Source organism: Nitrospira sp. (assembly GCA_030692565.1).
GTDB lineage: Bacteria > Nitrospirota > Nitrospiria > Nitrospirales > Nitrospiraceae > Nitrospira_D.
In genome coordinates this window covers 276,292-300,957 of sequence record JAUYAO010000058.1, presented here as the reverse complement: position 1 = coordinate 300,957, position 24,666 = coordinate 276,292, and the positions used below count along the sequence as shown (strand labels likewise).

31 protein-coding genes are annotated in these 24,666 nt (G+C 59.2%); 20 read left to right on the top strand and 11 right to left on the bottom strand.

The features are described from left to right. Positions 1–132: 132 nt before the first annotated feature. The 4 genes from Q8N04_18205 (at position 133) to Q8N04_18190 (ending at position 3,558) form a co-directional block, all read left to right on the top strand. Entirely contained in the window at positions 133–813 is a 681-nt protein-coding gene (locus Q8N04_18205) for a hypothetical protein (protein ID MDP3092613.1), read from the top strand. Between the two features lie 21 nt (positions 814–834). Beyond that, positions 835–1,194, top strand: coding sequence for a hypothetical protein (locus tag Q8N04_18200; GenBank protein ID MDP3092612.1), 360 nt, complete (start codon positions 835–837; stop codon positions 1,192–1,194). A 73-nt stretch (positions 1,195–1,267) separates the two neighbouring features. Next, positions 1,268–2,866 (top strand): hypothetical protein, encoded by a 1,599-nt coding sequence (locus tag Q8N04_18195; GenBank protein ID MDP3092611.1) that lies wholly within the window; start codon positions 1,268–1,270, stop codon positions 2,864–2,866. Between the two features lie 149 nt (positions 2,867–3,015). After that, a complete protein-coding gene (locus Q8N04_18190; protein MDP3092610.1) occupies positions 3,016–3,558 on the top strand; it encodes a hypothetical protein in 543 nt (180 codons plus the stop codon). Positions 3,559–3,565: 7 nt separating this feature from the next. On the opposite strand, the gene Q8N04_18185 is transcribed toward Q8N04_18190, so the two are convergent. Next, positions 3,566–4,036: an LEA type 2 family protein gene (locus Q8N04_18185; GenBank protein ID MDP3092609.1), complete on the bottom strand. Its 471-nt coding sequence runs from the start codon at positions 4,034–4,036 to the stop codon at positions 3,566–3,568. A 99-nt stretch (positions 4,037–4,135) separates the two neighbouring features. Here Q8N04_18185 and msrA point away from each other — a divergent pair, with 99 nt between their 5' ends. The 3 genes from msrA (at position 4,136) to Q8N04_18170 (ending at position 5,978) form a co-directional block, all read left to right on the top strand. Further along, the gene (gene msrA, locus Q8N04_18180; GenBank protein ID MDP3092608.1) at positions 4,136–4,759 is read left to right on the top strand and encodes a peptide-methionine (S)-S-oxide reductase MsrA; all 624 of its coding nucleotides are present in this window, start codon (positions 4,136–4,138) and stop codon (positions 4,757–4,759) included. Positions 4,760–4,762: 3 nt separating this feature from the next. Beyond that, on the top strand, positions 4,763–5,203 hold the full coding sequence (locus Q8N04_18175) for a hypothetical protein (protein ID MDP3092607.1): 441 nt from the start codon (positions 4,763–4,765) through the stop codon (positions 5,201–5,203). Positions 5,204–5,381: 178 nt separating this feature from the next. After that, entirely contained in the window at positions 5,382–5,978 is a 597-nt protein-coding gene (locus tag Q8N04_18170) for a lytic transglycosylase domain-containing protein (GenBank protein ID MDP3092606.1), read from the top strand. A gap of 106 nt (positions 5,979–6,084) precedes the next feature. Here Q8N04_18170 and Q8N04_18165 read toward each other — a convergent pair whose 3' ends face one another. Beyond that, complete coding sequence (locus tag Q8N04_18165; GenBank protein ID MDP3092605.1) at positions 6,085–6,444, bottom strand: PilZ domain-containing protein; 360 nt, start codon at positions 6,442–6,444, stop codon at positions 6,085–6,087. Between the two features lie 182 nt (positions 6,445–6,626). Between Q8N04_18165 and Q8N04_18160 the strand changes: the two genes are divergently transcribed. Together Q8N04_18160 and Q8N04_18155 are read left to right on the top strand one after the other, a co-directional pair. Then, a complete protein-coding gene (locus Q8N04_18160) occupies positions 6,627–7,892 on the top strand; it encodes an aminotransferase class I/II-fold pyridoxal phosphate-dependent enzyme (GenBank protein MDP3092604.1) in 1,266 nt (421 codons plus the stop codon). 88 nt (positions 7,893–7,980) lie between these two features. Further along, positions 7,981–8,451, top strand: coding sequence for a hypothetical protein (locus Q8N04_18155; GenBank protein MDP3092603.1), 471 nt, complete (start codon positions 7,981–7,983; stop codon positions 8,449–8,451). Here Q8N04_18155 and Q8N04_18150 read toward each other — a convergent pair. Beyond that, positions 8,448–9,314, bottom strand: a complete 867-nt coding sequence (locus Q8N04_18150) for an NAD(P)-dependent oxidoreductase (protein ID MDP3092602.1) — start codon at positions 9,312–9,314, stop codon at positions 8,448–8,450. The two genes, Q8N04_18155 and Q8N04_18150, sit on opposite strands and share 4 nt — an antisense overlap. A gap of 21 nt (positions 9,315–9,335) precedes the next feature. Further along, positions 9,336–10,130, bottom strand: a complete 795-nt coding sequence (locus Q8N04_18145; protein MDP3092601.1) for a 3'(2'),5'-bisphosphate nucleotidase CysQ — start codon at positions 10,128–10,130, stop codon at positions 9,336–9,338. 91 nt (positions 10,131–10,221) lie between these two features. Here Q8N04_18145 and corA point away from each other — a divergent pair, with 91 nt between their 5' ends. Continuing rightward, positions 10,222–11,277, top strand: coding sequence for a magnesium/cobalt transporter CorA (corA, locus tag Q8N04_18140; protein MDP3092600.1), 1,056 nt, complete (start codon positions 10,222–10,224; stop codon positions 11,275–11,277). Positions 11,278–11,313: 36 nt separating this feature from the next. On the opposite strand, the gene Q8N04_18135 is transcribed toward corA, so the two are convergent. The 3 genes from Q8N04_18135 to leuC are packed head-to-tail and all read right to left on the bottom strand — an operon-like array spanning position 11,314 to position 13,722. Further along, complete coding sequence (locus Q8N04_18135) at positions 11,314–11,670, bottom strand: hypothetical protein (GenBank protein MDP3092599.1); 357 nt, start codon at positions 11,668–11,670, stop codon at positions 11,314–11,316. A gap of 16 nt (positions 11,671–11,686) precedes the next feature. After that, positions 11,687–12,310, bottom strand: coding sequence for a 3-isopropylmalate dehydratase small subunit (gene leuD, locus Q8N04_18130; GenBank protein ID MDP3092598.1), 624 nt, complete (start codon positions 12,308–12,310; stop codon positions 11,687–11,689). Positions 12,311–12,318: 8 nt separating this feature from the next. Continuing rightward, complete coding sequence (gene leuC / locus Q8N04_18125) at positions 12,319–13,722, bottom strand: 3-isopropylmalate dehydratase large subunit (protein ID MDP3092597.1); 1,404 nt, start codon at positions 13,720–13,722, stop codon at positions 12,319–12,321. Between the two features lie 133 nt (positions 13,723–13,855). Between leuC and Q8N04_18120 the strand changes: the two genes are divergently transcribed. Together Q8N04_18120 and Q8N04_18115 are read left to right on the top strand one after the other, a co-directional pair. Then, on the top strand, positions 13,856–14,071 hold the full coding sequence (locus Q8N04_18120; protein ID MDP3092596.1) for a hypothetical protein: 216 nt from the start codon (positions 13,856–13,858) through the stop codon (positions 14,069–14,071). 44 nt (positions 14,072–14,115) lie between these two features. After that, the gene (locus Q8N04_18115) at positions 14,116–14,586 is read left to right on the top strand and encodes an MEKHLA domain-containing protein (protein ID MDP3092595.1); all 471 of its coding nucleotides are present in this window, start codon (positions 14,116–14,118) and stop codon (positions 14,584–14,586) included. Between the two features lie 81 nt (positions 14,587–14,667). Here the strand turns inward: Q8N04_18115 and Q8N04_18110 are convergent, their stop codons facing one another. Then, positions 14,668–15,282, bottom strand: coding sequence for a CBS domain-containing protein (locus Q8N04_18110; GenBank protein MDP3092594.1), 615 nt, complete (start codon positions 15,280–15,282; stop codon positions 14,668–14,670). Between the two features lie 50 nt (positions 15,283–15,332). Continuing rightward, a complete protein-coding gene (locus tag Q8N04_18105; GenBank protein MDP3092593.1) occupies positions 15,333–15,617 on the bottom strand; it encodes a DUF1653 domain-containing protein in 285 nt (94 codons plus the stop codon). 39 nt (positions 15,618–15,656) lie between these two features. Here Q8N04_18105 and Q8N04_18100 point away from each other — a divergent pair, with 39 nt between their 5' ends. Genes Q8N04_18100 through Q8N04_18085 form a run of 4 tightly spaced genes read left to right on the top strand, consistent with a single transcriptional unit; the run spans position 15,657 to position 18,431 of the window. Continuing rightward, complete coding sequence (locus Q8N04_18100; protein ID MDP3092592.1) at positions 15,657–17,048, top strand: FAD-dependent oxidoreductase; 1,392 nt, start codon at positions 15,657–15,659, stop codon at positions 17,046–17,048. Continuing rightward, a complete protein-coding gene (locus Q8N04_18095) occupies positions 17,045–17,734 on the top strand; it encodes a tetratricopeptide repeat protein (GenBank protein MDP3092591.1) in 690 nt (229 codons plus the stop codon). The genes Q8N04_18100 and Q8N04_18095 overlap by 4 nt, the downstream gene beginning before the upstream one ends. 32 nt (positions 17,735–17,766) lie before the next feature. After that, positions 17,767–18,003: a hypothetical protein gene (locus Q8N04_18090; protein ID MDP3092590.1), complete on the top strand. Its 237-nt coding sequence runs from the start codon at positions 17,767–17,769 to the stop codon at positions 18,001–18,003. A gap of 44 nt (positions 18,004–18,047) precedes the next feature. Continuing rightward, a complete protein-coding gene (locus Q8N04_18085; protein MDP3092589.1) occupies positions 18,048–18,431 on the top strand; it encodes a hypothetical protein in 384 nt (127 codons plus the stop codon). Between the two features lie 22 nt (positions 18,432–18,453). On the opposite strand, the gene Q8N04_18080 is transcribed toward Q8N04_18085, so the two are convergent. After that, on the bottom strand, positions 18,454–20,001 hold the full coding sequence (locus Q8N04_18080) for an HDOD domain-containing protein (protein ID MDP3092588.1): 1,548 nt from the start codon (positions 19,999–20,001) through the stop codon (positions 18,454–18,456). A gap of 90 nt (positions 20,002–20,091) precedes the next feature. Here Q8N04_18080 and Q8N04_18075 point away from each other — a divergent pair, with 90 nt between their 5' ends. Continuing rightward, on the top strand, positions 20,092–20,919 hold the full coding sequence (locus Q8N04_18075) for a mechanosensitive ion channel (GenBank protein MDP3092587.1): 828 nt from the start codon (positions 20,092–20,094) through the stop codon (positions 20,917–20,919). A gap of 70 nt (positions 20,920–20,989) precedes the next feature. Here Q8N04_18075 and Q8N04_18070 read toward each other — a convergent pair whose 3' ends face one another. Then, a complete protein-coding gene (locus Q8N04_18070; protein ID MDP3092586.1) occupies positions 20,990–22,063 on the bottom strand; it encodes a cytochrome c peroxidase in 1,074 nt (357 codons plus the stop codon). Positions 22,064–22,180: 117 nt separating this feature from the next. On the opposite strand from Q8N04_18070, the gene Q8N04_18065 reads away from it, so the two are divergent. The 3 genes from Q8N04_18065 to xth all read left to right on the top strand — a co-directional run bounded on the left by Q8N04_18065 (position 22,181) and on the right by xth (position 24,605). Then, positions 22,181–23,098 (top strand): LysR substrate-binding domain-containing protein, encoded by a 918-nt coding sequence (locus Q8N04_18065; GenBank protein MDP3092585.1) that lies wholly within the window; start codon positions 22,181–22,183, stop codon positions 23,096–23,098. Between the two features lie 127 nt (positions 23,099–23,225). After that, positions 23,226–23,639, top strand: coding sequence for a hypothetical protein (locus Q8N04_18060; GenBank protein ID MDP3092584.1), 414 nt, complete (start codon positions 23,226–23,228; stop codon positions 23,637–23,639). A 192-nt stretch (positions 23,640–23,831) separates the two neighbouring features. Further along, positions 23,832–24,605 (top strand): exodeoxyribonuclease III, encoded by a 774-nt coding sequence (xth, locus tag Q8N04_18055; GenBank protein MDP3092583.1) that lies wholly within the window; start codon positions 23,832–23,834, stop codon positions 24,603–24,605. Positions 24,606–24,666: the final 61 nt, after the last annotated feature.

Here is a 24,666-nt window from a genome sequence, read left to right as displayed (position 1 = left end):
TAGTGGCTCGGAGATATGGCTCTGTCCCTGTTCGAGCCTGCACGATGTTCGAATCCCTCCAGTCAGATCGTCGCAACCCGCTCCACGATGTACTGCGGTCTGGATGGTGAAGTTGATAGAGGAGGTTCCGTCATGTCCCGTCGATTTAGCGACCAACCCATTAACCTGATCGCACGCATTCCTTCTCCTGCGCAGATGTCCGCCGCGCGACCGAAGCAGCGGTCCTTCATCCAACTGGTGATGGAGTCCGGAGCAACCTGTGCGCGCGGAATTGCCGACATGGTGGCGCAGTTCCACCGGTTGGGTCGATCGACGGGCGCACCTATGAAGCGCCAGCCGGCCGGGCCTGTTTCACTGGACCAGTCCGGTGGACCAGAAGGCGCGAAGCCTCAGCCTGCTACGGGGACGGTATATCTGTCCGACGATCGCTTGGCCAGATGGAATGCCCTTCTGGATGCGACGGTCCCGCATATTGAATCAGCGGAGAGGCTGCCGGAGTCCATGCCCGTCCCAGCCGTGACATCAGCACCGCGTGATGAAGTGGTCGCATTGCGCCTGGAGTTGTTGGCTCATCAGCAAGAGGTGGCCCGCCTATCGGTTCAGTTACAAGAATTGAAGGCGATGGTGGGGTCGCAGCAGCAGGTCTTGGTCTATTTAGGGCAAGAGTTGGAAGCGCAGCAGTTGCCGATGGCCATGGCTGCGGCCCAAGCTGCTCCGTCTGCGAAGAAATCCCGGGTGATGCGGGCGAAGTCCGGCGGGAAAGAGCTGTCCGCTTCACGGAAAGTATCACGCGAGCCGTCACTCAATTTGTAACATGATTTATGAGGTGGTTCTGTGCGTAGAGCGGTGATGCTGGGCGGACTCTTCTGTGTGCTGACCGGTTGTGCGTCAACCGCGGGGACTCACGAGGAGTCCCTCGGGATCGGTATTGTCCGGGGAACGTTGGGCGTTCAGCCCGAGGGGCAGATACGGCTCGCGCGGCCGGCGGATACGCAATCCGTGCAGGGGTCTGTACTGTTGCTGGAAGGCGGTGCGTATGTCCTTCGCCTTCTGGATGGTTCGGAGCGCCGTGTGGCGTTGGATGAAAACACCCGCATCGACCGGCCTGCTCATGTCGGCGACAGAGTCGAAGCGTTTTTGGATGACAGCGGACGTGCAGTCCTTATTCGCAACATTGACCACCGCACAGACTAACCCTCAACAGCGTGTCGCCGGCGCTGTCACTCGTTCTCGCCGTTCGGTGAGCCGGCTGAGTCGCGCTGCCTTTGTGGGCCTCGCACTCCTGCTGTCGTGGGGAGGCGCCGCTGAGGCGGCGGAATCCGTCACGCTGTTTACCGATCTCGGAACGCTTCGCCATCCGATCACCACCACGTCCGACCAGGCGCAGCACTATTTCGATCAGGGCTTGCGCCTGGTCTACGCGTTCAATCATGAAGAGGCGATTCGTTCGTTCGAGGAGGCGGCTCGGCTCGACCCGACTGCCGCGATGGCCTATTGGGGGATTGCGCTGGCCTTGGGACCGAATATCAATGCGCCGATGGCCAAGGCCGATGAACGGCGGGCATGGGAGGCGCTGCAGAAAGCCCGGACGCAGGCCGGCCGCGTCAGTTCCGCCGAGCAACGATACATTGAGGCGCTTGGTAAACGATACAGCGCCAAAGGCGGCTCCCGTGTCGCGCTCGATAAGGCCTATGCCTCGGCGATGCGGACTGTCCGGCAGCAGTCGCCGGATGATCCGGATGCCGGAGTCCTCTTTGCCGAGGCGTTGATGGATCTGCGGCCGTGGGATTTCTGGATGTCTGACGGACGTCCGCATCCTGGGACCGACGAGATGGTATCGATGCTGGAAGCGGTCCTCGCCAGATATCCCGATCACCCCGGCGCCTGCCATTACTACATCCATGTCGTCGAAGCGTCGCCGAAGCCGGAGCGGGCTCTGGCCTGTGCTGAACGGTTGGCCGGCCTCATGCCGGGGGCTGGACACCTGGTGCATATGCCGGCGCATATCTATCTTCGCCTCGGCAAGTATCATGAGGCGGCAGAAGGAAACGCCCACGCGGTCCATGTCGACAAAGACTACCTGGCAGGACGGGCGCTGAGCGGAGACTATGCGGATGGCTACTTCACGCACAATCTGCATTTTCTCTGGGCCTCACTGATGATGGAAGGGCGACAGGCGGAGGCGCTGAAGACCGCCCGAGAATTGACGGGGACCATTACCGAAGCGGAAGCACGGAAGGAAAGGTGGAAAGAGTTCTATCTTCCGGCGCCGGTATTTTCGCTGATCCGGTTCGGCCGGTGGGAGGACCTGCTGCACGAGCCGGTCCCACCGAAGGGATTACGGGTGCAAGAAGGTATGTGGCGGCTGGGGCGGGGACTTGCCTCGGCGGCAGTAGGCAGAGTTCCGGGGGCCGAAGGCGAGCATTTTGTGCTGGCTGGCCTGGCGAAGCAGTTCCGCCGCGACCGGAGTCCCGAGGACAAGACCGCGCGGACCATGTTACAAATTGCAGAGCGGCTGCTGGCGGGAGACATTGCCGCACGCCGCCAGAAGTATGACGAGGCCATCAGGATTCTGCGTGAAGGGGTGGCACTGGAAGAATCTCTGGCCTACACGGAGCCTCCCTATTGGCCGATTCCCGTACGCCACTATCTGGGGGCGACGTTGCTGACGGCCGGCCGGCCGGCCGAAGCCGAACAGGTCTACCGGGAGGATCTTCGGCGTCACCCGCAGAACGGGTGGAGTCTCTGGGGATTGACCCAGAGCCTCCGCGCCCAGCATAAAGGGGGCGACGCGGACAAGGCCGACGGACAGTTCAAGTCGGCCTGGACCTATGCTGATGTCACACTGACGGCATCACGATTTTAATCAAGTAGTCCGGAGTGGAAGAGCGAGTCGATTCATTGTGGGCGTACGATCGACGGGCAGGTCAAGGCGGCCTGGGCCTATTGAATCTCTGCCGATGTCACACTGACAGCATCACGAGTTTAATCGGGGCAGTCTGGAGCGGAGGAGCGATGCGATTCATAGTGGGTGTAATGGGGCCGGCCAAGGCGAAGAAGAAAGATCTGGATAACGCGCGGGTACTCGGCGAATTTATCGCCAGGCGCGGCTGGGTGGTGCTTACCGGCGGACGCGACCTGGGTGTCATGGATGCCGCCTGTGAGGGAGCGAAGCGAGTCGGCGGGAGCCTGACGGTGGGAATTTTGCCCACGGCGAAGGACCGGGTGTCGTGTCATGTCGATGTGCCGATCATTACGGAAATGGGCAGCGGCCGTAACAACATCAATGTGCTCACGAGTGATGTGGTGGTGGCGTGCGGTCTAAGTGGGTCCGGCACGGTGTCTGAAGTCGCGTTGGCGGTGAAAGCCGGGAAGCCTGTGATTCTTGTAGATGCCGCTCCGGCCGATGTGGCGTTCTTCCGCAAGCTAGGCAAACGCCTCGTCTCTGCAGCCGGCTCTCCGGAAGAGGCGATCGAGCTCATTATGAAGCAAATGGGCGGCAGGAAGCGCCGGTCTCATTCGGAAGAGCCGACGGAATACGGCGATCTGGCATTGTGAGGGTCCGTTAGGGAGCGAGAACGCCGGAGAGCTCGCCTTTTTCTACCAGCACCCCGCTATTCTCGAAGGGGAGCCGGCCCTCTTTGAGATGCAGCACGCCGCTGATCTCGTAACTCAGGGCCTGAACTTTTCGTAACCCGAGAACCTGTCGCACGACATCGAGGGTAGATGTCGTCGTTTCAATCGACACGACGCTATCGCTCAAACGCGGGACGGTGAACGCCTGGTTCCCGAGACCGCGGGCCAACCGCTTTCCATTCAAATCCAATCGGATGTCCATGCCGGTCACCTGGAGCTCGTAGTCGTTCGGATTCCGGACGCGCAGATCGATTTTGAGCCGCTGCTCGAATGGCGTGCTATCCAGAGGGGTGATATTGCTGACCAGCACGTCCGGTATTTCCCCCTTCGCGAACCAGGAGGCGCAACCGGACAGCGCAGTGAGGGTCGCAACGAAGAGCAGAAGCTTCGAGAAATGCATGTGGACATCATACCCGAAAATCCATCGGAAACCGAGCGCCGTAGTAGACTGTAAGAGTTTCGCGTCAGCCTCGACTGACCACAGAGGAGGGTCTTCGCAATGACAAGACGGAATTTCGGACAAGCAGCATTGGCAGGGATGGTCCTGGTGATGGGGTTGGGCCTTAGTCTGATCCAACCGGAGCGCTCGGCCGCGACCGCTCCAGCCAAGGCCTATTTTGCCGGCGGGTGCTTCTGGTGCATGGAGGAAGCCTTTGAGAAAGTCGACGGTGTCCTCTCGACGGTGTCCGGCTACATGGACGGAACCCTGGCCAATCCGACCTATGAGCAGGTGTCAGCCGGCGGGACCGGGCACGCGGAATCGGTTGAGGTGACCTACGATCCCGCCAAAGTGAGTTACGAGAAGCTCTTGGATGCGTTCTGGCGCAATGTGGATCCGTTGACCCCGAACGCCCAATTCTGTGACCATGGCAATCAGTATCGGGCCGCGATATTTCCTTCGACTCCCGAAGAGCAGAAATTGGCAGAGGCCTCGAGAAAGCGACTTGAAGAGTCGAAAAGATTTCATAGCCCGATCGTGACGCAGATTGTAGCGGCCACGGCGTTTTACCCGGCCGAAGAGTATCACCAGGATTTCTATAAAAAGAATCCCGTGCGCTATAAGTTCTATAAATTCAATTGCGGCCGGACCCAACGGCTGGAAGAGGTTTGGGGGAAGCCCTAGGCGATGCCTGTACGTCAGCCCGATACGCTCGAACGACTGATCAAGGGGATTGCGGTGTTGAACGGACTCCATGCCGTCGATCATGTCCTGCGCGGCGATTTCCACTGGCCAATCGATGACCAGTCGATCGGCTTCATCGTCGTGATCGCCTCGATCTATCTCGTGTTAGGGCTGGGATTGATCGGTTACCGGCGAGGAACAGTGGGCCCGAGATTCTGGGCCGGTATCGGGTTGGGTGGATTGGCTTTTGGCTGGCTCTCGCATTTCAGTCCTTTCACGGACCAGCCTGTAGCCGTGATTTTTCATGCCTATCACGCTCCTGTGATGGGCGGGATCGCCGTGGCGCTTCTCATACTGTTGATGCTCGTGGTGCTGGTGGCGACCGTCCAGGCCTTTGTCTATTGGGGCATGGCCAAAAGTGACGGGGCAAGAGTCCTGCCGTAGTTCTCTTGCCGAGAAATGGTCACGATTGTTCGATCTGCGCATCCTCGTCGCAGGATCCATTAAGATAAAGCCTGAATGTCTTCAGTAAGTTGTGAATCGATCTGGACGGCACGGCTCTTGAGGAGATACTTCGGTAACCCGGGTCCACCCCTGCTGAATGGGTCGGCCAGGTTACTGCGTGACTACTCCAATCTCCATACAGCGGTTTCGCCCCTCCGTTGCGTTTCTGCGCAACGCGGGGATTCTTGTATTGGCCATGGCGATGGTCGGGGCGATTCCTGTTCCCACGAAGTCGGATTTCGACGGGCGCCCGCGATATGACACACAGGAAATCCGTCGGGCGATCGCGTTCTACGCTAAACGGTACCGACTCGATCCGGCGCTCTTGCGTGCGGTCATTAAGACGGAGTCTGATTTTCGTCCGGACGCGGTCTCTCGGAAGGGAGCGGTCGGGCTCATGCAATTGACTCCCGAGACCGCTGCCACCTTACGGGTGGGAGACCTCCACGATCCCATTCAGAACATCGGTGGTGGCGCGAAACAGCTGCGGCATCTGCTGAATCTCTACGACGGGGATCTTTCGCTGACGCTGGCCGCCTACAATGCCGGGGTACATCGGGTGAAGGGAGGCCGGATTCCACGTATTCGCGAAACCCAGCACTATGTGCGCAAAGTGCTCAAGTACTACGAAAGGTATCGATCCAGAAGTCCCCAAGCGACTCCGCCGGATCATTCAGCCAAGCCCCCTTCAATATCGCTGCCCTCTCCATCGTAGGAGACCGTTCGGAAATCCGGGGGGAAGAATTTCCGCTGCTCCGAGCGATCAAACGTAAGAGGTACCGGTGAGGTCGGAGCCCTCCCAGAGTGATGTCAACGGGGCGTTATCGTGCTTTCATCACCAACGTCCGCAGCCGCTCCCGCTGGGCCATGGTAATGTCGATGAACTCCAGTCCGATCTCCTTGTGGTCGATCCAGCGAATGAGCGCCTGATTGATGCGTAGCGGCCATTGATGATCGGGCAGGAAAAGAGACAGTCGCAGAATCATTCCGATCTCGAGTGGAATCGACGAACTCGCGCGACAGCCGCTCGCGGAAATGTCCAGTAGCGTGGCCTCACCCTCGAAGTCGTCTTCGCCGAAGAAGAACAGACGGCAGGAGAGCGGCATCCGCCTTCCTCGTCGATCCTTGTGGTGATCGCTTGCCGGGTCCGGGTTCGCAGGCGGTTGTGGTCGTAATTCCATAACCCTCATGTCCTCTCAGAAATTCCTCCGCCTTGACTGTACCGCGTGTTCTGTCTTTCCGCCTTCCCCAGATGGTGTAGTTCGGACGGGGGGCAACGCCTCCGGAAAGATCCTGACGTCACAGAGAATGTCTAACAGAGGCCCACACGAATGCAAGTACAAACGACTAAGAAGTAACTAGAGTGCCATCAAGGGTGGCGGTGTGGCGGGATCTCGACAAGCAGTTGACCTTCGCCGAGGTCTCTGCGAAAAAGATCGGATTGGAATGGGAGAGAGGAGGAGCAGTGATGAAGCGAACGGGGAATCTCAGGATGGCGCAGCTCGGACCGTCGGAAATCCGAGCCATGACTCAGGCCTGTGTGAACGCCAAGGGGGTGAACATGGCCCAAGGGGTCTGTGACACGCCCGTCCCACTGCCGGTCTTGGAGGGTGCCAAGCGCGCCATGGACCAGGGATTCAATACCTATACGCGATTCGACGGTCTCGCTGAATTGCGGCAGGCGCTGGCCACGAAGCTGGCTCGCTACAATGGCATTCAGGCCGATCCTGAACGCCACATCACGGTGAGTGCCGGGGCGACGGGCTCGTTTCATTGCGCGTGCGCCGCCCTGTTGAACCCCGGCGATGAGGTCATTCTCTTCGAACCCTACTACCAGTACCATGCGACGGCGCTGAAGTCGGTCGATACCGTTCCTGTGCCGGTGCGGATGCAACCACCTGATTGGACTTTCTCGCTCGCCGAGGTGGAAAGGGCCGTTACGAACCGCACCAGAGCGATTGTGGTGAATAGCCCCGGCAATCCATCGGGTAAAGTGTTTTCGCGTGCGGAGCTGGAAGGGATTGCCGAGATCGCGACGCGCCACGACTTGTTCGTCTTCACCGACGAAATCTACGAGTACGTTTTGTATGATGGCCGACAACACGTGAGTCTCGCGACCTTGCCTGATATGGCCGAGCGGACGATCACAATCGGAGGCTACTCCAAGACATTCAGCATTACCGGGTGGCGCATCGGCTACAGCGTCGCGGCGGAGCGCTGGGCGCATCTCATCGGGGCGATGAATGATCTGTTGTATGTCTGTGCGCCTGCGCCATTGCAAATGGGTGTGGCGGCCGGCATTCGCGAGCTGCCGGACTCCTTCTACCGGGAGATGACTCGGGAGTTTCAACGCAAGCGGGACCGCTTTTGCGAGGCGCTCTTGCAGGCGGGGCTCACGCCGTCTGTTCCCCAGGGCGCCTACTACGTTCTGGCGGACGCGAGCCGGCTTCCAGGGAGCACTGGCAAGGCTCGCGCGATGGCGCTATTGGAGATGGCTGGCGTAGCCGCCGTTCCAGGAGAAGCCTTCTTCTCGGGTCCGGAAGGCGCGCGGTTTGTGCGTTTCAGCTATGCGAAAACCGAGTCTGATTTTGACGAGGCTTGTCGGCGGGTGGCGAGGCTCCATCTGTAAGGCCGGTCGGTTCCGATTTTCTTGAAGCGCTTGTCCATCGCGCCGCTGCATGGTAGATAGGGTGAAACATCGGGGAGTCTGTCTGTTTATGCGTCTGATGCTATCTCGGAGTCCCGCGCTGATCGTGGGAATGCTGCTGCTGGCCGCGTGCAGTCATCCGCAAGCCTCACACCTTCTTACGAGCTCATCGCCTGCCGGATCGGCCGCGCATGATTCGGGCGATCGCCGCGTCCTCGCCGGCGAGTGGGACTACGAAGAGCTGGCGGTGGTGCTGCTCACGCTCGATGAGACGGGCAACGGGACCTACGGGTGGAAGAAGGGGCAGCTTCGAACCGTCGCTTTCAGTGGTTTCCATTGGGAGGGCACCTGGCTGCAGGAAGAGAATGACCGAGAGGGTCACTTCGTCGTGGAATTGAGCCCGGATATTTCCGAGGGTGATGGCCGCTGGTGGTATACACGCATCGGCGATGATCGAGCTCCGACGGCAAAAGGGGGGACCTTCCATCTCTCGCGAAAGACGTCCAGTGTAGCCGCCAGCGATACGCCTCCCGCTCCTTAATTTCTCGGGTTAATCGATTCAAACAGCGCCGAATAGTCCTCATCCCGGTGTCCCTCCTGGATGGCTTGCTCGAGGAGGGCGCGCACACCTGCTAGGCCGGCCACGTTCAGTCCCTGATGCCGCGCTTCATCGGCAAACAGGTTCACGTCTTTGAGTAGATGGCTGGTGGGAAAGTTCGGCTTGTCGTACCGGCGTGTCAGCAGTCGGGGGAGCTTTTTCTCGAAGGCCGGCGCAAACAGCGCGCTGGATTTGAGAACGGCCATGAACTGGTCGACGGAGATTCCGGCTCGTTGGATAAGCCCCAGGCTCAGGGCGAAGGCGGAAAGCTCCGCGGCGATCAGATGATTCAGCGCCAGCTTGAGGGCGGCGGCCTGTCCGACGGGCCCGATAAGGGATGGGGCCGGCGTCAATAATGATGAGAATATCGGCTCCCAGCGACGGAGCTGGTCAGCTGTGCCCCCGCCCAAAACGAGTAAGGTGCCGGCCTTGGCCTCAGGGAGGCTGCCCAGGACAGGCGCTTCGAAGTAGTCTCCTCCGCCATCGGCCACCGCGCGTTGGAATGCACGGCTTTCATCCGGGCTGATGGTCCCCATTTGAATAATGGTTCGACCTCGGAGATCTACCGGTCCGGTGGGAGGGAACAGCACAGCGTGAATGGCGGCCGCATCGGTCAAGAAGAGCAACGTACAGTCCGTGGAGGCCACCGCGTCATCAACGGTCGCGGCCACCGTGATGCCCTGCGCGCGGAGGGGATCCGTCTTGGAAGCCGTGCGGTTATGGACCGTGACGGCATGTCCCGAGTCGTGCAGCCGTTCTGCAACGGCTCGTCCGAGTAAGCCAATCCCTACAATTGCTACGCGCATGAGGCCGTCGTCTTTCCTCTGTCAGCGGGCTGATCTCGGGAGTTGTCGTACCTGGGCTGTGAGGTGATCGGGAAATCCCTGCACGGTTGCGATGAATCCCCCAAAACGGGGAAGCGGTTGGTTGTATCGGAGCGGCTGTCCCGCGCCATCGTGCGCTGATCCGCCGGCTTCTTCGAGCAAGAGCGTTCCGGCCGCCACATCCCACTCATTTTCCGGCTCGAAGGTGATGACGCCGTGAATCGTCCCACGGGCTGCCTGCGCCAGCGCCCAGGCGATGGAGCGCATCGGGCGACTCGTCATGTGCGACTCGATCGATTTGAAGCGCCCGACATGGAGTTCCCACGGACTGAGCGCGATCGTCAGCAGTTGGCCGGCCTCCGACTCGTGGCGTGGGGCCGGTGCGCCATTCAGATGGAGGCCCTGGCCGCGGATCGCGGTATAGAGTTCGTTGGTCGACGGATTAAAGATCGCCGCCAGCACCGGCTGTGTGCCTTCCAGCAGCGCCACGGAGATGCAATATTCCGGCTCGTGCCGGATGAAGGCTTTGGTTCCGTCGATGGGATCGATGACCCAGACGCGGGGTTTGGTCAGCCGGGCGTCGGTATCGGGGGTTTCTTCAGACAGCCATCCGTCGTGCGGAAATTGTCCGAGCAGACGATCCATGAGAATGTCATTGACGGCATGGTCGGCCGAGGTGACCGGAGAATCGTCCGGTTTGGTATAGATCTGAAATCCCTCTGCGGCAAGCCGCAAGGCTTCGGCGCCGGCTTCGCGAATCGCGGCGGTGAGGACGCGATATTCCTGTTCCCAAGACATAGTGCAGAGTAGCAAGGTCGCGCTGAGATTGGAAGCCGGCTCATTCGATGGCTTGACCTCCCGGGAGAATCTGCGTACAAGCAGAGCACCTATGAAACTGGTCCAAAAACGTTCGAAGAAAACCGGGTTGCCGCCGGGGACGCTGGTCCACATCGGTGAGAAAAAAGCCGACACGGTGACCATGACGGTCTTCGATTATGCCGGCGCGCGCTGCGATGAGCGGATTGTGACCGATCCGGAAGAGTTGCAGCCGCCCGCCGATGAGTCCGTCACCTGGGTGGATATCGGCGGGGTTCATAAGCTGGATCTGCTCGAAGCCTTCGGAAAACAATTCTCGCTCCATCCCCTGCTGCTCGAAGACATTGCCAACACCGATCAACGCCCGAAGCTGGATGACTATGAGTCCTACCTGTTTCTGGTCATGAAGGTGTTGTCCGTCACGGAGACGCACGATTTACTGGTCGAGCAGGTGAGTTTCGTCATCGGACGGAATTTCGTCTTGTCATTTCAGGAGAACGGGACCGACGTCTTCAAGCCGGTGCGGGAACGGTTGCGCGGGGGCAAGGGCCGTCTGCGGCAGAGCGGCGCCGACTATCTGCTGTATGCCTTGGTGGATGCGATCGTCGACCAGTACTTCCTGGTCCTCGAATCTCTGGGCGAAAAAATTGAATTATTACAAGAGAAAGTAGTGGCGGATCCGAGGCCGGACACGCTGAGGGAAGTTCACGCCCTCAAACGACAGTTGCTCTTCCTTCGCCGGGCGGTGTGGCCGCTGCGGGAAGCGACGAACGGCCTCTCCCGTTCCGATTGCCCCTATCTGCATGAACCGACCAAGGTTTTTTTCAGGGATGTGTACGATCATGTCGTGCAGATCGTCGATACGATCGAAACCTTGCGCGAGATGGTCTCGGCCAGCCTCGATATTTACTTGTCCAGCGTCAGTTACCGTCTCAACACGGTCATGCGTGTGTTGACCGTCATCACAACGATCTTCATGCCGCTGAGCTTTATCGCAAGCATTTACGGTATGAACTTCGAGCACATGCCGGAGCTGAAATCGGAGTGGGGCTATCCGGCGGTGCTGGGAGCGATGGGGCTGATTGCCGCAGGGATGCTGATGGCGTTCCGCCAACGGCGCTGGCTCTAGCAGAGCCGTTGAAACAGCCTGTTTGCAGGTCGCTGCCTACTCCTGGATTTCGACCCGATCCACAAAATAGTCGGTCTCTCCGAAGCAAGTCGTGGGGAGGTAGCGGTATTCCTTGTAGTGGAGGATCACGCGCTTGCCCAGGACTTTATCGAGCTCGGCGGCGACCCGTTCGTCTCGGACGGTGAAGCTCCAAAGTACCGGAGCGACGCCCGGCACCGTCGTCATGGCCAGCTCGCCCTCATACGTTTTGCAGACCCATCCCTTTTGAGAGAACTTCTGGATATAACCCGCTCGACTCCCGTCGGAGTAACTCAGGTTGAAGGCGATGAGGAGATAGGCTGCACCGAGAAAGAGGACGATGGTCAGCAGGAATGTGGGACGCAAGAACTTCATGGGCTAGGTCCTCAGTTCATGACGGAATATCGGCGAACAGCCAGGGCGCTTCGGTTTTCCGCTTTTGTTCGTAGGAGGAAATAGCGGACTCGTGTTGCAGCGTCAGGCCGATCGAATCGAGCCCGCGATACAAACAGTCTTTGCGGAACGGATCAATCGCAAATGTGCAGATCTTGCCGGTTGGCGTGGTGACGGTTTGCTTGCCGAGATCCACCGTCAGCTGGTAGCCGGGCGCGGCCAGGACCTCGTGCATCATCGCCAGGACCTCGTCGGCCGTGAGGACTACGGGCAGGATGCCGTTTTGAAAACAATTATTGTAGAAGATGTCCGCGAAGCTCGGCGCAATCACGCAACGGAATCCCTGATCGAGCAGGGCCCAGGGGGCGTGTTCGCGGGACGAGCCGCAGCCGAAGTTGTCGCGGGTCAATAGAATCGTGGCGCCTTGGTAGCGGGCTTGGTTCAGGAAAAACTGTGGATCCGGCGACCCGTCTTTCTGCTTCTTCCAGTCGAAGAACAATCCCTCGCGCAGTCCCGTGCGCTTGATCGTCTTCAAGTACTGCTTCGGAATGATCTGGTCCGTGTCGACATTGACCCGGTCCAAGGGGGCGACTAAGCCGGTGAGCGTGGTAAAGGCTTGCATGATGTCCTCTAACTCCAATGACGAATATCGATAAAGTGTCCCTCGACGGCGGCGGCGACGGCCATGGCCGGGGATACCAGGTGCGTGCGTCCGCCTGCTCCCTGTCGCCCTTCGAAATTTCGATTGCTGGTTGAGGCGCAGCGTTCCCCCGGCTTGAGCACATCGGCGTTCATCGCCAGGCACATGCTGCATCCGGCCTCCCGCCACTCGAACCCCGCTTCGCGGAAAATCTTGTCGAGTCCTTCCTGCTCCGCCTGCTGCTTCACGAGACCGGAGCCGGGCACCACCATCGCATGCACCGTCTTGGCGACCTGCTTGCCTTTGGCCAGCGACGCGGCGAGACGCAAGTCCTCAATGCGCGAATTCGTGCAGGACCCGATAAATACCTTGTCGATTCTGATGTCCGCGATCGGCATGTTCGCGGCGAGTCCCATGTATTCCAGCGCGCGCTCGGTGGCCTTGCGGGTATTGTCGTCGGTCATCGTGGCCGGGTCCGGGACCCGCTGATCCACTCCGAGCACCATCCCGGGGCTGGTTCCCCAGCTGACTTGCGGGGCAATGTCCTCGGCGCGCATGACCAGCGTGGCGTCGTATGTCGCGTCGGGATCCGTCTTCAATTGTTCCCATGCCCGCACGGCCTGTTCGAACAGCGCGTCCTTCGGGGCCAAGGGACGCCCTTGAATATAGGCGGTGGTCTTTTCATCCGGAGCGACCATGCCGGCGCGGGCTCCGCCTTCGATCGACATGTTGCACAGGGTCATACGGCCTTCCATGCTCAAGGCGCGAATGGCCGATCCCGTATATTCGATGACATACCCGGTCCCGCCGGCCGTGCCGATCTTGCCGATGATGGCGAGAATGATGTCCTTGGCAGAGCAGCGATCTGAAAGGACGCCGTCGACGCGGATTTCCATCGTCTTAGGCCGCTTCTGAACCAGGCATTGCGTCGCCAGCACATGCTCGACTTCGCTGGTGCCGATGCCGAAGGCCAGAGCGCCGAACGCGCCGTGGGTGGAGGTGTGCGAATCGCCGCAGACGATCGTCGTGCCGGGGAGCGTAAATCCTTGTTCCGGGCCGATGACGTGGACGACCCCCTGGCGGATGTCGTTCATCCCGAACAACGTAATATTGAAGTCCCGGCAGTTGTCTTCCAGTGTCTGGATTTGTTTGGCGCTGATGGCATCGGCAATACCGAGACGGCGATCCGTCGTCGGGACATTGTGGTCCGGGACCGCGAGCGTCGCGGCTGGGCGTCGCGGACGGCGACCGGAGAGCTTTAACCCTTCGAAGGCCTGCGGCGAAGTGACTTCATGGACCAGCTGCCGATCGATATACAACAGTGTCGTCCCGTCCGGTTCCTCCCGTACGAGATGCGTGTCCCAAATCTTATCGAATAGTGTCTTGCCTGCCATGACGTGCTCCTCACTAACCGGTACCAGTGGAGTGTAAAGGACCGTCATTATACATAGGGCTCAGGCGGCATGCCAGGGAGGGGCGCATGACATCGGTAGACTTCAGAATTTTCCAGGACTGCCGATACGGATTATGATGAGCGACCACACACTCAATCCCGATCATATCTCGATCCCTCGCTGGACCATTGCCCGGGATACCCGCTCGCTGGGCTGTGTGTTCTGCCATTCCATCATCGTGCGCGTGACAACCGATACCCGGCAAGTGGCGTTCTGTAGCTGTCGGCTCGTCGAATACCGCCTGCTCCCGAAACCGACCCCCCGCAAGGCCAATTCCGCCAAGCCCTAATTCCCTCGCTTGTCTTGCCCGTTCAGACGTGATAGCAGCATGGCATGTCGACCGATGACGTGTCCCACCGCTTTTTGGTTACATGGTCGCAGCTGCTCCTGGATAGCTTTCGGCGCTGGACCGGGCGGGACTTGCTGATCCGAACCGGCACCCCAGACGCGCAGGCGCAAGCGCTATTTGCCGCGCCCTTCGTGGTGGTATCGCATGACACACAGACCGATCCGATGTTGAATTACGGCAACCGGCAGGCTCTCGATCTGTGGGAGTTGTCGTGGGCACAATTGACGAGCACGCCCTCCCGCCTCACCGCGGAGGCCATGAACCGAGATGAGCGCGCCCGCATGTTGGCGGCGGCTGAGCGGCAGGGATATTATTCCGGCTATCGTGGAATCAGAATCTCTTCTACTGGTAAGCGGTTCCTGGTCGAAGATGCCACCGTGTGGAATGTCGTCGATGATCGGGGGATTCGAGCGGGCCAGGCCGCCACATTCGCTCGTTGGACAATGATGGAATAGCGTGGCTCAGTTGGACCGATTCCCGGGAGTCGCATCGGCGGTGACGTGATGCGCGCGGTGGGAGGGGAACGAGACTCGCGGCTAGGTCCAGAGTTCTATGGGGCCGTGGTTGGCCAGACCGCGGAGCAAGTCCTGCTTGGAGATGATGCCGATCGGCTGCCGATTGGCATCGAGGATCGGCAATGCCCCGACCCGCTCGTCCATCATGACCCGGGCGATTTCCCGAATGTCGGTCGTGGGTGCCGCGGAAAGCACGCGAGGGCTCATGATTTCTGCCAACCGTCTATGGGCCGCGGTGCTCTGCACTCCGGCAATGACGAGATCGGGAGCGTGGCGGATCAGATCCCGGTCCGAGACCATTCCAACCAGCGTGCCATGGACTGAGGAAATCGGCAGATGACGGAAGGATCGGCGCGTCATCAAGGTCCACGCTTCGACAAGGGTGGCGTCGGAGGGCAAGGTGATGACCGGGGTCGTCATCAAATCTCTGGCCAGGATGGCCGGCTTTGGAGGCCGCGTCTGCTTGGTCTGTTCTTGATAGGCCTGCTGCGCCGCCAACTTCGTTCGATCCCCGGCCGGGTGGCGGGGATCCTCGCCGGCCTGGCTATCCACGGCGTCGACCAGCGGAGCTCGGGGCGTCACCGGTTTGACCGGATAGGTTTCGGCAACTCCAGTGATGGCTTGGACGACTGCCATGGAAGTCTCTCCTCGCCCGTAGTATCGGTGGACTGCGGGAAATACTTAAGCTAAGAAAGCTGAATAGTTGAGGAGGATGAGGATCGAGGTGGAGCTGGGGGGGGGTAGGCCTTGGGTGGAATGGGGCATTCCGCCACGAATTGGAAACGGGGTTGCGGTCGACCCTCGACCACCACGGTGTCAAGAAACATGACCAGCGGTCTCACCCAGAGCCCCTTTTCTCCATAGAGCGCGCGGTAGACGACGACCTCCTCTTCCGTTTCGGAGTGTTTTGCCACACCCACGACTTCGTAGTCGTTTCCCTTGTAGTGTCGATAGCGGCCTGGTCGGATCATGGTGTATCCTTTCGTGGATCGACTATAAAGGGAAGGTGTATGACAACTCAACGGACACATGACGTGATCGTGATCGGCGGCGGTTCAGCCGGTTATGCGGCGGCACGGACGGCCCGTGAGGCGGGAGCAGACGTGGCGATCGTTGATCAGGGCCCGCTCGGAGGACTCTGCATTCTGCGGGGCTGCATGCCGACGAAGACCATCTTGCGATCGGCTGAGATTGCCGCGGTGATGCGGCGAGCCCCAGAATTCGGCCTATCGCCGGTCGAGGTACGCCCCAGCCTCTCAGCCATTGTCGATCGAAAGAACCGCTTGGTCCGTGAGTTCGCCGACTACCGGATTCAGCAATTGCGCGATCCGGCCTTTGCGCTCTACGAAGCGCCGGCGACTTTTCTTTCCCCCGATCGGCTGCAGGTCGGTTCGACGAGTCTGGCCGCGAAATCCTTCATCATTGCCACCGGATCGGTTCCGCGCGAGGTGGCGATTCCGGGTCTGACGGAGGCGGGTTGTGTCACCAGCGACAGTCTGCTGGATCGACGGGAGCAGCCGGAATCGCTCATCGTACTGGGGGCCGGACCCGTCGGATTGGAGTTTGCCCAGTTCTTCGCGCGCATCGGCACACGGGTCACTCTCGTGCAGCGGGCGTCTCATGTCCTGTCCCATCTTGATGCCGACGTCGGAGTTGCACTCGGACAGGCACTCGCCGCCGAAGGCCTTCGTGTCATGACCGACACGCAGGCGCTCCGTGTACAGAGAGACGGAAAGAAGATGGCGGTGTCTGTCCTGCATAAAGGGGAGGAAGAGGTCCTGGTTGGCGATCTCGTGCTCAACGCGCTTGGCCGGGTTCCGAACATCGCCGGGCTGAATCTGTCGGCGGCCCACGTGACGGTCGATGCCGGTCGTGTGGTCGTGGATGACGGAATGCGGACATCGCAGCCCCACATCTTTGCCGTCGGGGACGTCACGAATCTCTATGATGTTGTCCACATCGCCATTCAACAGGGGGAGCTGGCGGGGTGGAATGCCTGCCATCCGGCCGATTCTCCCAGACGTTTCGACGATCGGCTGGTGGCGGAAGTCATCTTTACCGAGCCGCAAGTCGCTGCGGTGGGTCTGACGGAAAAAGCCTGCCGTGCTCGCGGCCTCTCCTGCCTCACCGGAACCTATCCGTTTGCCGACCATGGAAAGGCCATGTGTCTCGGGAGCACACAAGGGTTTGTGAAATTGATGGCAGACCGCGCAAGCGGGACTGTCCTGGGTGCCGAGATTGTCGGGCCGGAATCCGGAGAGCTGATTCATGAGCTGATTGCGGTGATGTACTATCACGGGACCGTACAGGACCTTCTTCGAATCCCGCACTACCATCCGACGCTGGCCGAGATCGTGACCTATCCGGCCGAATCCATTGTTGAGCAGATGCGACGGTCATGAGCCTTCGAGTCTCGCTACGCGTTGTCACGCTGGTGCTTGCGATGGCCTTGGTGTGCTCCTGCGAGCAACAATCCTGGGAGTCGGCGATGGCGGCGGGGCAGCGCGCGCTCCAGAAGGGGGATTACCCTGAGGCGGAGCATATCTTTGCTGCGGCCGTGAAAAAAGCCGAGTCCGAGTATGGACTCTTGGATCGGCATGTGGCCGTCGCGCTGTCGAGTGAGGCGCAAGCTTTCACGGCGCAGGGCAAGTATGTGGAAGCGGAACCGGCCTATCTTCAGGCCTTGAAGATTTACCAGGATGCGCATGGAGAGCATCATGTCGATGTGGCGGCGACGTTGAATAACCTCGGCGTCTTGCATCGGATGCACGGACAATATGCGGAGGCGGAACCATTACTCATGCGGGCGCTCGCGATCAAAGAGCGTCTTCATGGCCCGGACCATCCCGATGTCGCCCTTACCCTGCACAACCTGGGACTGGTCTATGTGTCGCAAGGGGTTCTGGAGAAGGCGGAACCGCTCTATCGGCGCGCGTTGGCCATTCGCGAGAAGGCGCTTGGAGAGACACACCGGGATGTGGAAAAGAGCCTGGGCGAGCTCATCGGCGTCTTGCAGAAATTGCATCGCGACGCCGATGCGACGCCGTTGGAGAAACGGCTGTCGGCGATCAAGCAACGGCGGAGTTGAAGTCCGGTTCCTGTCCAGTGTAGCGTACTCGTATGACGGTGCAGAGACATGAGACAGAGATCAATTGGCGAATGCAGGGCATGATCGCACGAGCGGTCGGTATCGTGGCCATTGCCCTCGGATTTGTATTTGGTATGCACGGACTCGACGATCCCGCCTCCCATTGGCTGCACACGGCGCTGGGCCTCCTCACTACCGGCATGCTGGCGCAAGGCTATGCCCTATACTGCTCGATCAAACGCATGCAGCAACTGAATTCCCAATCATGATGCGTTACCGGTCAGCTCTTCGCACCGCTATCTGGGGGCTTGTCATGGCCCTCGTTCTCACGTGTACCGCCTGCGGCGGGCCCTGGCGTGACACCTATTTCAAGAAGGGCGTGGATCGACTCACCCAGGACGATGTTCGTGAGAGGTTGGGCAATCCCCATACCACCAAGACGCCGGCGTTGGGAGGGGACAGTACCTGGACGTACCGGGTCCCGATGGGCGACAAAGAGTTGGAGTCGATCACCTCCCCTGGGATCAGCGGCGCGGGCGAATCGGTCGGCGCGCTCTTGGGAAAGCCGGGAGAGGGGCCGAAACCGACATTGTATTGTTATCGGTATACGCTGACGTTCAACGAGCAGAAAGTCCTCAAGTCCTGGAAGCGCGAGGAGTGCGTGCCAGGCACCCGCGAAACTCTGATGGCGCAATAGCCGTGTGGGGCGGCGCCACGGACTAGAGGACTCCCGCCAATCGATTGATACTCAGTGTCGTCTGGCCAAAGAACAGCTGGAAGGCGTGGTAGTCCTTTTGCTGCACCTGCCGGGGGAGTGGGCCGTTGTCGCAATACAGCATGCCGATGGGCCGGGTTCCGACTCGGAGGGGTGCGACGATGGCCGATCCGGGGTTCCACGTTCGGAGAAATTTGGGATTGATGGGGTCTCCGAGAGGGACGGTGAAATCCTCGATCCACACGGCATCGGACCGCTTCATGAGCTGTAAAAAGTGCGGATGCTCCTTCGTCAGCGAGCCGGACAGACTGGCGATATAGGGAGCCGATTCTTCCACTCCGAGTAGCAAGCGCCCCACCAGATGATCGGTATTGTTCGGGTTCAGCAACGCCAGGGCCACCCGGGCAAAGCCGCCGTCCCGGTGCAGGGCATGCACCAGCGTGCTCAGGAGCGTGTTGATATCTTTCGCCTCGCGCAAGGCGGTTTGCAGCAATTGCAGCGTCTCGAGCGGATTCGTCTCAATCGCACTCGGCCCGCGTTTCTGTGGCGCCGCCGTGACGGCGGGAATTTCCACCGGAGGGGGTACGGGAATCGGGCAGCTGGTTTCCGGTTCCGCGGGATCTCCCCAAAGATCGAACGACAAGCCTGCGGAATGGACCAATTGCTTGCCCCGATCCAGTGCGCGCGCCAGGATTTCGCCGAACAAGTGAGATGGCAGACCGCTCCCTGTGAGGAGCCCCCGCTTGGTGGCCTCCATGATGGCTGGGGAGGGGGGACCAGTCATGACATCGATCAATGAAGAGCAGCCGATGACGAGGCCCTTGAACATCTCCTGACTGGAACCCCACCGCTCCTGGCTCTGATGCCCTTCGATTGAAAATAACTCCACGACAAAGGGTGGCAGCGCCCACATCTGCCCGAGAGCTTGCGCAATCCGGAGGCGGGGGACTCCATAGAGTTGCGTTTCTTCGATGATGCGCGCCGCGGGCGTCTTGGCTGTCAGGGGGATTTTGCGGTACGAGACGTAGAGATCCTGAGCTTGACTGGCGATGGCGAGGTCACCGATGGAATAGAGCAAGGTGGCGCTAAAGAGCTGGCTCAACGATGGATATTCGAGCGCCATGCCCAATTCATTGGCATGCACGGCTGCGACGAGGGCCCGAGCGATGACGCCGCTGACGATCTGTTGCTGATTCGGCCATTGATTGAGCTGTTCTACGAGTTGGGAGGCGGTGACAATGGAACGGACCGTATCCAACCCGAGCCAACTGACGGCGTGGGGGATCGAGGTAATGACTTGTTGCGGACTGTAGGCAATGCTATTTGAGATTTGCAGGACCCGGCAGGACAGGGCCGGATCACGACTGATAATCTGAGCGAGGCGATCGGCTCCGGTGAGCCCTCCGGCCAGACTGAGAATTTTCTGGCAGGTTTTCTCCAGGGCTGGTAAGCAAGGGCTAGCCTGGTTGAGGAGTGGCTGCAACGTATTGTGCAGACGGGGACGAAGGGATTCGGCAAGGGCCGACTCCGACGATGTGGACGACGATGACATGGGGCTCCTTCCAAAAAATCCCACGAGTTGTATCGGAGGAATGGCCCTGAATCTTAACCGGTACAGAAGAAAAGACTGAGGATGATTGGTATGCAGCTTGGCTGGATGACTGTTGATAGTTCCGTCGTCTTGGATGGGCTCAAGTCGTTGATTCTGCTGGTGTCGGTCATTCTGATCCGGACGTTGGTCGTACGGGGGATCTCGCGCAACCAGGCCTTGTCGATGGAGGACAAGCGTCGCTGGGTCGTGACGACCAGAAACTCGATGGTCTTCGTCATCCTGATCGGCTTCGTCGTTATCTGGGCGCATGAGCTCGAGGCCTTCGCCGTCTCGATTGTCGCGTTGGCGGCTGCGTTGGTCTTGGCGACGAAGGAGTTGATTCTCTGTTTGAGCGGAGCGGCGTTACGCGTGGGCGGCAAGGTGTACGGCGTTGGCGACCGCATTCAGATTGCCGGACACCGGGGGGTGGTGCTGGATCACGATCTGTTCGCCACAAAATTGTTGGAGATCGGCCCCGGCCAATCTGCACATTTGTATACCGGACGAGTGACGGTGTTTCCGAATAGTCTTCTGTTTACGAATGCGCTCGTCAAAGAAAACCCGGGACAGGAATATGGCCTCTATACACTCGTCGTGCCCTTGAGGTCGGAGGGAGAATGGCAACGAGCTGAGCAGGCGTTGTTGGGTGCGGCAAAGGCCGAGTGTGGGCCGTTTATGGAAGAAGCTGCGCGACAGATGAAACTGCTGGAACAGGCCAATCTCTTGGAAGCTCCCTCGCCGGAACCCCGTATTACCATTCAGCTTCCCGAGCCGGGGAAGATTCAGTTGGTGCTCCGGTTCCCGGCTCCCGATCGGGGCCGCTCGCGAGTGGAGCAAGCCATTCTTCGCCGATACCTCGTCGAGATGAATCAGTCGTAGCTTGAAACAATAGAAGGGCCTCGTCGATGAAACATCGCGAGGCCCTTCCGGAACTGCCGTACGCCAAGAGTTACTTCGGGAATGTCTTCGGGGCCGTGACCTGCTGCCAGCCTTCGCCGTTCAGCGATTTCAGTAACGCCACGACGTCCTGTTGTTCCTGCTCGGTCAGTTCGAGTGGAATGATCGTGTTGTCCTGATGCGGGTTCTTGATGCCCCCCTGGTTATAAAACTTCACCACGGCTTCCAGCGTCTTGAACCGCCCATCGTGCATATAGGGGGCTGTTCTCGCGATCTCCCGCAGCGTCGGTGTCTTGAAGGCGCCGATGTCTTCCGGATTCTTCGTGACCATATAGCGGCCGAGATCCACGGTGTTGGTGTCCCAGCCGATGCCAAGATTATGGAATTTCTCGTCCGTGAAGTTGAAGCCCGAATGGCAGCGAGTGCAACGGGCTTTGCCGCGGAACAGCTCTAATCCGCGCTTCGCCGATTCCGACAAGGCCTTCTCATCACCGCCAAGATCGAATCGGTCGACGGCGCTGTTGCCGGAGAGAATGGTCCGTTGAAAGCTCGCGATGGCCTTGCCCACATCCTCGATCACGATCTCGCGGCCGAATACTTCTTGAAAGAGTTTTCGGTATCCCGGGTTCTTCTTCATCTTTACGATCATTTCGTCATGGTTGTTGAACCCATGCTCGACCGGGCTGACGAACGGCCCAATGGATTGCTCCTCGAGTGTTTCGGCACGGCCATCCCAGAATTGTGCCTTGCTAAATACCCGGTTGAAGGAAGAGGGTGCGCTACGCCCGCCTTTCAATCCGTTGATGCCGGTCGAAACGGCTTTGCCGTCGGTGAAGCCGTTGCCTGGCAGGTGGCAGCTGGCGCAGGCGATTGTGTCGTTTTTCGAAAGGCGCTTGTCGAAAAACAGTAGGCGGCCCAATTCGACTTTCTTAGCGGTCAGAGGGTTGTCCGCCGGTACAAAGGTGTTGGGATCCTCCAAGCCTTGGATCTGAGGGAGTTTGTAATCCGTACCAGAACCGGGTCCGGCTTCAGCGTAGGCGAACTGCGACACCCCCGACCCTCCGACCCCGCTGAGTGCCAGGAACGAAACAACGAACAAAGAGAAATACGATGTGTGTTTCTTCATGAGGAGACTCCTTTCGTGAACGAGCGACTATTTGAATGCTAGGTCATGGCTATAAATTAGTCCAATTGATTGTATTGAGGGTATCGATTTATAATTCTTATCGATCGAGGAAAGGCTATGACGTTCACAGAACTTCGCTATCTTGTCGCGCTGGCTCAGGATCGGCATTTTGGCCGCGCTTCCGAACGATGCTGCGTGAGTCAACCTGCTCTGAGCTTGGCGATCCAGAAGCTGGAGGACGAGCTCGGGACGATGATCTTTGAGCGGCGCAAGCATCACCTCACGTTGACTGTCTTGGGTGAGCGAATTGTTCATCAAGCCCAGCGCGTGTTGGAAGAAGCCGATCAGATTCGAGTGATTGCCGCTCAGGGGAAAGATCAGCTGGTCGGCCCGCTCCGTTTCGGGGCCATTGCAACGGTCGGGCCCTACGTCCTGCCGGATCTTGTCCCTCTGCTGAACAAGCGTGCCCCACTGATGCCGCTGGAAATCGAAGAAAATTTGACGCTTCATCTGGTGGCCATGCTGAAGAGCGGGAAGCTCGATGTGATTATGATCGCGCTGCCGTTGGAGGAGCCCGGGATCGTCACGCGGGCCTTGTATGATGAACCGTTTAAAGCCCTCGTCCCTGTCGGCCATCCGTGGCAGAAAAAGAAGTCAATCGATTCGCGCCAACTGGGGGCGGAGAAAGTCCTCTTGCCGCATGCCGGGCATTGCTTCCGGCAGCAGGTGCTGGATACTTGTCCCGAGCTGAGCCGATCCGATGCTGAGGGATGGCAAGGGAATTCTCTGGAGACGATTCGCCAAATGGTTGCCTCAGGGCTGGGAATTACCGTGTTGCCGTGTAGCGCGTTGACAACGAAACACGAGAACAAGCGGCTGGTTGCGATCGATTTGGCGAAGCCGGTCCCCGGCCGGCGGATCGGATTGGCCTGGCGGAGAGGATTTACTCGTCCTCAGGCGGTTGATGCGGTTTCAGATGCCGTGCGGGCACTGAAGATACCAGGCCTGAAGCGTGTGGCGTCGGAGGGACGATGATCAAGCGGTCTGAGGAGCGTTCATGCTGGACGTATTTGACACCGGTCTCGTTTCGGGGCAGGATGCGAGAAGCCTCGCCTAGGGAATTTCTGTTTGTCCACCTATTCGTATATAGAGGAGAAGCATTATGCAAAAGATAGTATTGGCTGCAATCGCGGCAGTGTATCTGGTCGGTGCCGGTTCATTGGCGCTGGCTGACGATGCGATGAAGAGTGAAATGGGAGCGATGAAGGACCAGATAAAGGCCGATGTGAAAGCGGCTCCCGAGAAGATGAAGGCCGACAAGGATCAGGTGAAAGCTGATATGAAGGCCAAAAAAGAGGAAATGAAGAGCAAGATGAAGGCCCATCGCGAAGAGGCCAAGGCCAAGCGGGCCGCTATGAAAGATAAGATGAAGGCGAAGAAGGAAGGAGTCAAAGGACAAGGCGATGCGGTGCAAACCCAAGCGCAAGATATGAAAGCGGCTGGTCAGCAGATGGGCAGCGATGCCAAAGCCGCCGGGCAGGAGATGAAGGATGCTGTCGGCGCGATGGGGAAATAACTCCTTCCTTGGAGCCTAGTTGGAACGGCCTCTGGCAGATTGCCAGAGGCCGTTGTGTTTATGCGACACGGCACGGTATGGCCTGCCGGAGAGCAAGTCTCCTTCATCTTCTGATAAACAAGTTTCGATCTGTCCAGCTTGTTCCCTCTTCGTGCTTCTGCTAGCATCCTCGCCGGTCAATTGACCCCTACTATGAAAATCGCAACGTTCAACGTCAACTCGCTCCGCAAACGGCTTCCGATCGTGTTGGATTGGCTTGCCCAGCAGAAGCCTGATGTCTTGTGCCTCCAAGAAACCAAAGTGCAGGACAGCGAGTTCCCGTTGTTGGGTCTGGCCCCCTCTGGTTATCAGATCACGTTTCGTGGGATGAAATCGTACAACGGCGTGGCCATCTTGAGCCGGAAGCAGCCGGAGGCGGTGTTCCATGGATTCGACGATGGCGGTGAATCGGAGGATGCCCGGCTGCTCAGAGTCGTGATCGACGGAATTCCGATCGTCAATACGTACGTGCCTCAGGGCTTTGAAATCGATTCGCCCAAGTATCAATACAAGCTGGGGTGGTATGACCGGCTGAGAAAGTATTTCGAGAAACATCTGTCTCCCGGCGAGCCGGCCATCTGGTGCGGCGACATGAACGTGGCGCCGCGTCCCATGGACGTGCACAGTCCGGAGAAGCACCTCAAACATGTCTGTTATCACGAGGATGCGCGGAAGGCCTACGAGCGAACACTGGCGTGGGGATTTCAGGACGTGTTTGTGAAGCTGTACCCAGACCGGCAGCAATATACATTTTGGGATTATCGGGCGCCGAGTTCGTTAGAGGCGAATAAAGGCTGGCGCATCGATCATATCCTGGCGACGGCACCGCTAGTGAAGAAGTGCACGAGGGTTGACGTGGACGTCGAGCCGCGGCGAGCGAAAGACCCATCAGATCATACGTTTCTCTGGGCAGAGTTTTCGGTCTAACCACATGCGCGACGTCCACACCCGCCCGATCCGGTAGCAGGGCAAGTCCTCCCTACCGCCG

Coding starts and splice junctions, on each gene's coding strand:
- Q8N04_18205 (MDP3092613.1), top strand. CDS start 133: ATGTCCCGTCGATTTAGCGACCAACCCATTAACCTGATCGCACGCATT.
- Q8N04_18190 (MDP3092610.1), top strand. CDS start 3,016: ATGCGATTCATAGTGGGTGTAATGGGGCCGGCCAAGGCGAAGAAGAAA.
- Q8N04_18185 (MDP3092609.1), bottom strand. CDS start 4,036: ATGCATTTCTCGAAGCTTCTGCTCTTCGTTGCGACCCTCACTGCGCTG.
- msrA (MDP3092608.1), top strand. CDS start 4,136: ATGACAAGACGGAATTTCGGACAAGCAGCATTGGCAGGGATGGTCCTG.
- Q8N04_18175 (MDP3092607.1), top strand. CDS start 4,763: ATGCCTGTACGTCAGCCCGATACGCTCGAACGACTGATCAAGGGGATT.
- Q8N04_18165 (MDP3092605.1), bottom strand. CDS start 6,444: ATGGAATTACGACCACAACCGCCTGCGAACCCGGACCCGGCAAGCGAT.
- Q8N04_18155 (MDP3092603.1), top strand. CDS start 7,981: ATGCGTCTGATGCTATCTCGGAGTCCCGCGCTGATCGTGGGAATGCTG.
- Q8N04_18150 (MDP3092602.1), bottom strand. CDS start 9,314: ATGCGCGTAGCAATTGTAGGGATTGGCTTACTCGGACGAGCCGTTGCA.
- Q8N04_18145 (MDP3092601.1), bottom strand. CDS start 10,130: ATGTCTTGGGAACAGGAATATCGCGTCCTCACCGCCGCGATTCGCGAA.
- corA (MDP3092600.1), top strand. CDS start 10,222: ATGAAACTGGTCCAAAAACGTTCGAAGAAAACCGGGTTGCCGCCGGGG.
- Q8N04_18135 (MDP3092599.1), bottom strand. CDS start 11,670: ATGAAGTTCTTGCGTCCCACATTCCTGCTGACCATCGTCCTCTTTCTC.
- leuD (MDP3092598.1), bottom strand. CDS start 12,310: ATGCAAGCCTTTACCACGCTCACCGGCTTAGTCGCCCCCTTGGACCGG.
- leuC (MDP3092597.1), bottom strand. CDS start 13,722: ATGGCAGGCAAGACACTATTCGATAAGATTTGGGACACGCATCTCGTA.
- Q8N04_18120 (MDP3092596.1), top strand. CDS start 13,856: ATGATGAGCGACCACACACTCAATCCCGATCATATCTCGATCCCTCGC.
- Q8N04_18115 (MDP3092595.1), top strand. CDS start 14,116: ATGTCGACCGATGACGTGTCCCACCGCTTTTTGGTTACATGGTCGCAG.
- Q8N04_18110 (MDP3092594.1), bottom strand. CDS start 15,282: ATGGCAGTCGTCCAAGCCATCACTGGAGTTGCCGAAACCTATCCGGTC.
- Q8N04_18105 (MDP3092593.1), bottom strand. CDS start 15,617: ATGATCCGACCAGGCCGCTATCGACACTACAAGGGAAACGACTACGAA.
- Q8N04_18100 (MDP3092592.1), top strand. CDS start 15,657: ATGACAACTCAACGGACACATGACGTGATCGTGATCGGCGGCGGTTCA.
- Q8N04_18095 (MDP3092591.1), top strand. CDS start 17,045: ATGAGCCTTCGAGTCTCGCTACGCGTTGTCACGCTGGTGCTTGCGATG.
- Q8N04_18090 (MDP3092590.1), top strand. CDS start 17,767: ATGACGGTGCAGAGACATGAGACAGAGATCAATTGGCGAATGCAGGGC.
- Q8N04_18085 (MDP3092589.1), top strand. CDS start 18,048: ATGGCCCTCGTTCTCACGTGTACCGCCTGCGGCGGGCCCTGGCGTGAC.
- Q8N04_18080 (MDP3092588.1), bottom strand. CDS start 20,001: ATGTCATCGTCGTCCACATCGTCGGAGTCGGCCCTTGCCGAATCCCTT.
- Q8N04_18075 (MDP3092587.1), top strand. CDS start 20,092: ATGCAGCTTGGCTGGATGACTGTTGATAGTTCCGTCGTCTTGGATGGG.
- Q8N04_18070 (MDP3092586.1), bottom strand. CDS start 22,063: ATGAAGAAACACACATCGTATTTCTCTTTGTTCGTTGTTTCGTTCCTG.
- Q8N04_18065 (MDP3092585.1), top strand. CDS start 22,181: ATGACGTTCACAGAACTTCGCTATCTTGTCGCGCTGGCTCAGGATCGG.
- Q8N04_18060 (MDP3092584.1), top strand. CDS start 23,226: ATGCAAAAGATAGTATTGGCTGCAATCGCGGCAGTGTATCTGGTCGGT.
- xth (MDP3092583.1), top strand. CDS start 23,832: ATGAAAATCGCAACGTTCAACGTCAACTCGCTCCGCAAACGGCTTCCG.